Raw genomic sequence first — 5,363 nt, forward strand, 5'->3', positions numbered from 1 at the left:
CCCGATTCCCAATTCCCGATGCCCGATTCCCGACTCCCGATGCCCGATGCCCGATTCCACCCTTGTGCTCAACTAGTTCTTAGATTTATTTGTTATAATATTCGATAATTTTTGGATAAATTCTTCAGTGAATTGAGTCAAGGCTTTGGCTCCAGTTGCTTGGGGTTCATTGATGACCACCGGTCGAAACTCATCCACAGCTTTGGCAACTGCAACATTTCTGGGAATTTCTATACTAAAAATTTTGTCTTTCCCAAAATTATCGGTCAATCGGTTCTTGACTTGTGTAGCCATATTGGTGGCGTGACCAAGGGAGAAAAACAGAATCCCAATCAGGGTTATCCCAGAGCGATCGCTTTCTATCAGCTTTTTGATCTGACCTTCTTCCAGGATGCCAATCCCAACCACTGATAAGGGTTCTGGTTTGGCAGGAATGAGATAAAAATCACTAGCAATTATTCCACTACGAGTGATAATATTCTCACTTGGAGGGAAATCCAATAGAATAAAATCGTAGGTTTGTTGAACTGGCTCCAGGGCACGCTTAATTAAATAATTCTCTAGCTGATTCCAGTTGTTTTCAAACTCTTGGGGATTATCCTTTGACTTAGAAAACAGCAATGCAGCCAGTAGAAAATCATTGTAAGTTTCGATATCCCCTGGCAATAAATCTAGTCCATCGACTCGACAAATATTGCGCTGAATCGCTTGTTCAACGGGAATATATGCCTGAGTCGGTGACTGAATGACTTGATTAATTATTTTTTTTAAGGTTCGGTCTTCCTTTTTGAGTTTAGCAAATTGGACTGGAGGCATCAGGCTTAGGGTAGCATTAATCTGGGTATCGAGATCAACGATTAATACTCGCATGCCATAATCTTTGGCAAGACAGGTAGCAAGGTTGACGGTGGTGGTAGTCTTGCCAACACCGCCTTTCATATTGACTATGGAAATGGTGTATCCCAGTTTTGACAAAAAGAAAGAGGTAACATAACGTGAAGGTCATTGCAGTATACCATAACAAAGGCGGCGTGGGGAAAACCACAACGGTGGTTAACCTAGGGGCAGCTATCCGAAAAAATCGCAAAAAAGTGCTTGTGATCGATCTTGATAGCCAAGCTAATGCTACCTTTGCTACCGGACTGGTTAAATTTCATGACGAAGCATTTGATGATATCAAAGATTGTAATATTCTCCATGTTTTGCAATCTGAAGAATTCTTCTCAATCTCGGAAGTAGCTAGAAAATCTGAATTCAGCAATCCAGAAATTGATGTGGTTCCTGCTCACATCGATCTCATGAAATATGAGCTTGATATGAATCAGCTTGATTTTAGCCTGCTAATGCTGATTGATAAACTAGACGATGTTAAAAATTACTATGATGTGGTAATTATTGATACCCCACCCTCTTGGAATTTATATGCCAGAATTGCTTTAATCACTGCTGACTTTTTAATCATTCCTTCAGACCTCAAGCCTTTTTCTAATCAAGGCTTACTGAATGTTAAAGATTTCATCAGAGCTATTAATGGCTATCGAAAACAAATCAACATTAAACCGCCCCTTAAAGTCTTGGGAGTGCTGCCTTCTAAAATAGCAACCAATAACATGTTCATACAACATACCTTGCCAAAACGGATAAAAGCAATTTCCGATCGATATGGCTTTGATGTCATGAAGAGTGTTATTTTCGATCGAGATGATTTGGCAAAATGTGCTGAACAAGTTGAAAAAGTAGATGATCAGGATATACCGTCTCCTGTGTCTGTTTTGGATTATAAGCCCTATTCTATGGCTTCCGAAGAATTTAGGTCTCTTGCCCAAGAAGTTTTGGAAAAAATAGGAATGTAAACTATAGGGTTTGTATTTGAGTTGTGAACATAGGATTGATGGTAAATCGGGAATCGGGAATCGGGAATCGGGAATCGAATCTGTAGGGAGTAGGGATCAGGTAAGAGGTAAGAGGGAAGAGGGAACAGTAGTCAAGAGATCCAAGGAGTTTTTACTGTTATGATAAATCAAGATTATTTTTCATGATATAATTATAAATTATATATAACAATCCGTGTAGTAATTGTTATAATTCTTGTTCCCGACTCCCGACTCCCGATTCCCGACTCCCGACTCCCGACTCCCGACTCCCTATTCCCAGATCCGCTGTTCCCAGATCCGCTGTTCCCTTTAGATAATGATAGTGACAGAACGCCTAATTATTTTCAGCCGCTATCCAGAGCCAGGAAAGACTAAAACCCGGATGATACCAGCTTTAGGAGCGGATGGTGCGGCAACCCTTCAACGTCGGATGACGGAACATACTGTTGGCCAGGTTAAGGAATTAACAACTGGTCGTCCTGTGTCTGTAGAAATCCATTTTGCTGGTGGTAATCAACAGCTAATGGAGAATTGGTTAGGGTCGAATCTGGTCTATAAACCTCAGAGTGATGGGGATTTGGGCAAGCGAATCATAACGGCTTTTGAGTTATCCTTTGCGGAAAGCATGACGAAAGTTGTGATCATTGGTATTGATTGTCCCGATTTGAATAGTTCGGTGATGAATCAGGCATTTGAGGCTCTAGACAATCATGATTTAGTACTTGGACCAGCCAAGGATGGCGGCTACTATCTGGTTGGTCTAGGTCGATTGATTCCAGAGTTGTTTGTGGGAGTGAGTTGGGGAACATCTGAGGTTTGGCAGCAAACCGTGGATATTGCTAAGAGTCTTAACCTAACTATGGCGATGCTTTCCGAGCTTACTGATGTTGACCGCCCAGAGGATCTATGGGTAGTATCAAATTTGATGGGAGTAGGGAGTAGGGAGTAGGGAGTAGGGAGTAGGGAAGTTAGAATTTAGAATTTAGAATTTAGAATTTAGAATTTAGAATAGAAACAATTTAGAATCGGTAATCGGTAATCGGTAATCGGTAAAAAATCCTGTTTATAGCGTTTATAAATAGATCCGGAAAATTAATGATACTATTTTATAAAAGTAAAAACTCCTTGGATCTCTTGACTACTGTTCCCTGTTCCCTGTTCCCTGTTCCCTTTTACCTTAAATCCTATATTCACAACCCAAATAAAAACAATATAGCTAATAGCTTACATTTTAGAACTCTTAGCACTATCGAGTTTTTCTGAAAATATTGTAATCAGCTCCATCATGTCTTTGACTAATTCTTGTTCAAGGCTGATGTCTTCTGATGACTTGTTGATAATTATTACTTCTGTATTGAATTCTTCACACATCGCAAAGACTAATTCAGCACTAACTCTAAGCAGCCTATCTTTGTGAGTAATGACAACTCTGCCAACATTCCCCTGCATGATGCGCTTGAGCAGTTTTTGTAAGCCTTTATTTTGGGAATTGATTCCGGCACCTGAATCTTGAATTGTCTCATACTGCCAACCATTTGCAGTACTAAAAGACTCTAAAATCTTGATTTGCTTGACTAAATCTTCTTTTTGGTCTTGACTTGAAATACGGGCATAGTTAATGGTTATGCGATCATCGATCTGACCGACATTCCGTGGTGTAATGTGTTTGATATCGGCTACATAAAATCGCCGATGGCCACTGGGAGAACGTTGTGACCTAATCTTTCCTGCGTCTGCCCACCTCCTTAAGGTTTTAACTGAGACCCCTAGCTCACTGGCTGCTTCTCCAATACTAATGGTTAACCCTGACATGTTGGATTTATCACCTTATTTGAATCGAGTTTGTATCTAGTTTACCTTTTATTATAGTCCTTTAATGTAACAAATGTCTAAATATGGATAGAAATGAATGGAACATTGGTTATTTCCTAGTCTGGAATGCTAATTTGTCAGAAACAATCCTAAAGCTGTTGCGTGATAGTAAAAATTTCCATTATCATCCCGGTTCTCAATGAGGCTAGTCACATAGCTGATACTTTGGCTACGGTTGTGGAAGCGTCTAATGTGGAAGTGATTGTGGTAGATGGGGGGAGTCATGATGAAACTGTTGCGATCGCACAATCACTCGGTGCTAAGATTATAGCTGCTGGTACCGGTCGCGCTAGTCAAATGAATGCTGGGGCAGCAGTGGCTACCGGAGATATTCTGCTGTTTCTCCACGCTGATACCCGTTTACCAACAGGATTTGATACCTTAGTTCGCCAAGGGTTACAAGACTATGACACCGTGGCTGGTGCTTTTGAATTAGCCATTGATGCTAACCTGCGGGGGGTAAGGCTGATTGAACGGATGGTGAATTTGCGATCGCGTTTTTGCTCCCTGCCCTACGGTGATCAGGCCATCTTTATCAAGACTAAGGTGTTTACAGACCTTGGTGGTTTTCTGAATCTACCGATTATGGAAGATTTTGACTTGATGCGACGCCTCCGCAAGTTAGGTAAAATAACTATCCTTAGTCAACCTGTCTTAACATCAGGACGCCGCTGGCAGACCTTGGGGGTTGTGAAAACGACATTAATTAACCAACTGGTGATCGTTGCTTATCATTTGGGGGTTTCTCCTCACCGGATTGTGGGTTGGTATCGTCGGGCAAAAGGATAAAAGAATCGGGAATCGGGAATCGGGAATCGGGAATCGGGAGTGGGGAATCGGGAGTGGGGAATCCGGAATCGGGAATCCGGAATCCGGAATCGGGAATCGGGAGTCAAAAATCGGGAATGGGGAATCGGTATATTTTTCGGGTGGTAGATATTGTATTTGTGATTTTCAAAAAATAGTGGGTACGCTTAGTATACAAAAGCTAAAGGGATAAGCGCATTTTTAGGAGTAATGAAGTATATCCAATTTTCCCGACTCCCGATTCCCGACTCCCGACTCCCGACTCCCGATTCCCGAACTCTAGTTGAAGCATGAGCAATTATAATCAAATTCAGTCTTATCGAGATTTGCGAGTTTGGCAAAAGGGAATGGATGTAGCGGAGAGTTGTTATGTTATAACCAGAGAATTCCCTAAACAAGAAATGTATGGGATGACTGCACAGATAAGGAGAGCCGCTGCATCAATTCCTGCTAATATTGCAGAGGGATATGGGCGAGAATATCGAGGAGAATATGTTCAATTTCTTAGAATAGCTCAAGGCTCTCTCAAAGAATTGGAAACCCATCTTTTCTTATCGGTCAGAGTGAAACTGGCTACTTCTGGAGCCATTAATCCGATTATAGATGAGTGTGAAGCTTTGGGAAGAATGCTACGTTCTCTGATTCGGTCATTGCTAGATAACTCATAATTCCCGAGTCGGGAATCGGGAATCGGGAGTGGGGAATCGGGAGGAGTAGATAGTAGACCTATACGCAAAAGTAGTTTTATGATAGTGTTCTTGATGCAGTCGCTCATGGGGGAAACCACGGCAGTCGCTCATGGGGGGAACC

General features: G+C 41.7%; 8 protein-coding genes. 5 read left to right on the forward strand and 3 right to left on the reverse strand.

Annotation, left to right across the window (positions count from 1 at the left end):
* Positions 1-72 precede the first annotated feature (72 nt).
* On the reverse strand, positions 73-966 hold the full coding sequence (locus AC4II3_RS30935) for a ParA family protein (protein WP_488016029.1): 894 nt from the start codon (positions 964-966) through the stop codon (positions 73-75).
* A 29-nt stretch (positions 967-995) separates the two neighbouring features.
* Between AC4II3_RS30935 and AC4II3_RS30940 the strand changes: the two genes are divergently transcribed.
* The 3 genes from AC4II3_RS30940 (at position 996) to AC4II3_RS30950 (ending at position 2,823) form a co-directional block, all read left to right on the forward strand.
* A complete protein-coding gene (locus AC4II3_RS30940; protein WP_488016025.1) occupies positions 996-1,853 on the forward strand; it encodes a ParA family protein in 858 nt (285 codons plus the stop codon).
* Between the two features lie 16 nt (positions 1,854-1,869).
* Complete coding sequence (locus tag AC4II3_RS30945; protein WP_488016023.1) at positions 1,870-2,016, forward strand: hypothetical protein; 147 nt, start codon at positions 1,870-1,872, stop codon at positions 2,014-2,016.
* Positions 2,017-2,190: 174 nt separating this feature from the next.
* Positions 2,191-2,823: a TIGR04282 family arsenosugar biosynthesis glycosyltransferase gene (locus AC4II3_RS30950; RefSeq protein WP_488016021.1), complete on the forward strand. Its 633-nt coding sequence runs from the start codon at positions 2,191-2,193 to the stop codon at positions 2,821-2,823.
* A gap of 275 nt (positions 2,824-3,098) precedes the next feature.
* Here the strand turns inward: AC4II3_RS30950 and AC4II3_RS30955 are convergent, their stop codons facing one another.
* Positions 3,099-3,686 carry an IS607 family transposase gene (locus AC4II3_RS30955; RefSeq protein ID WP_488016019.1) on the reverse strand — a complete coding sequence of 196 codons (588 nt, stop codon included), beginning with the start codon at positions 3,684-3,686 and terminating at the stop codon, positions 3,099-3,101.
* Positions 3,687-3,848: 162 nt separating this feature from the next.
* Here AC4II3_RS30955 and AC4II3_RS30960 point away from each other — a divergent pair, with 162 nt between their 5' ends.
* On the forward strand, positions 3,849-4,535 hold the full coding sequence (locus tag AC4II3_RS30960) for a TIGR04283 family arsenosugar biosynthesis glycosyltransferase (protein ID WP_488016017.1): 687 nt from the start codon (positions 3,849-3,851) through the stop codon (positions 4,533-4,535).
* Here AC4II3_RS30960 and AC4II3_RS30965 read toward each other — a convergent pair.
* A complete protein-coding gene (locus tag AC4II3_RS30965; protein ID WP_488016015.1) occupies positions 4,496-4,642 on the reverse strand; it encodes a hypothetical protein in 147 nt (48 codons plus the stop codon). The two genes, AC4II3_RS30960 and AC4II3_RS30965, sit on opposite strands and share 40 nt — an antisense overlap.
* A 201-nt stretch (positions 4,643-4,843) precedes the next feature.
* Here AC4II3_RS30965 and AC4II3_RS30970 point away from each other — a divergent pair, with 201 nt between their 5' ends.
* Positions 4,844-5,221 carry a four helix bundle protein gene (locus AC4II3_RS30970; protein WP_293068460.1) on the forward strand — a complete coding sequence of 126 codons (378 nt, stop codon included), beginning with the start codon at positions 4,844-4,846 and terminating at the stop codon, positions 5,219-5,221.
* The last annotated feature ends 142 nt before the right edge of the window (positions 5,222-5,363 follow it).

The sequence above is a fragment of the Moorena sp. genome (assembly GCF_982860115.1).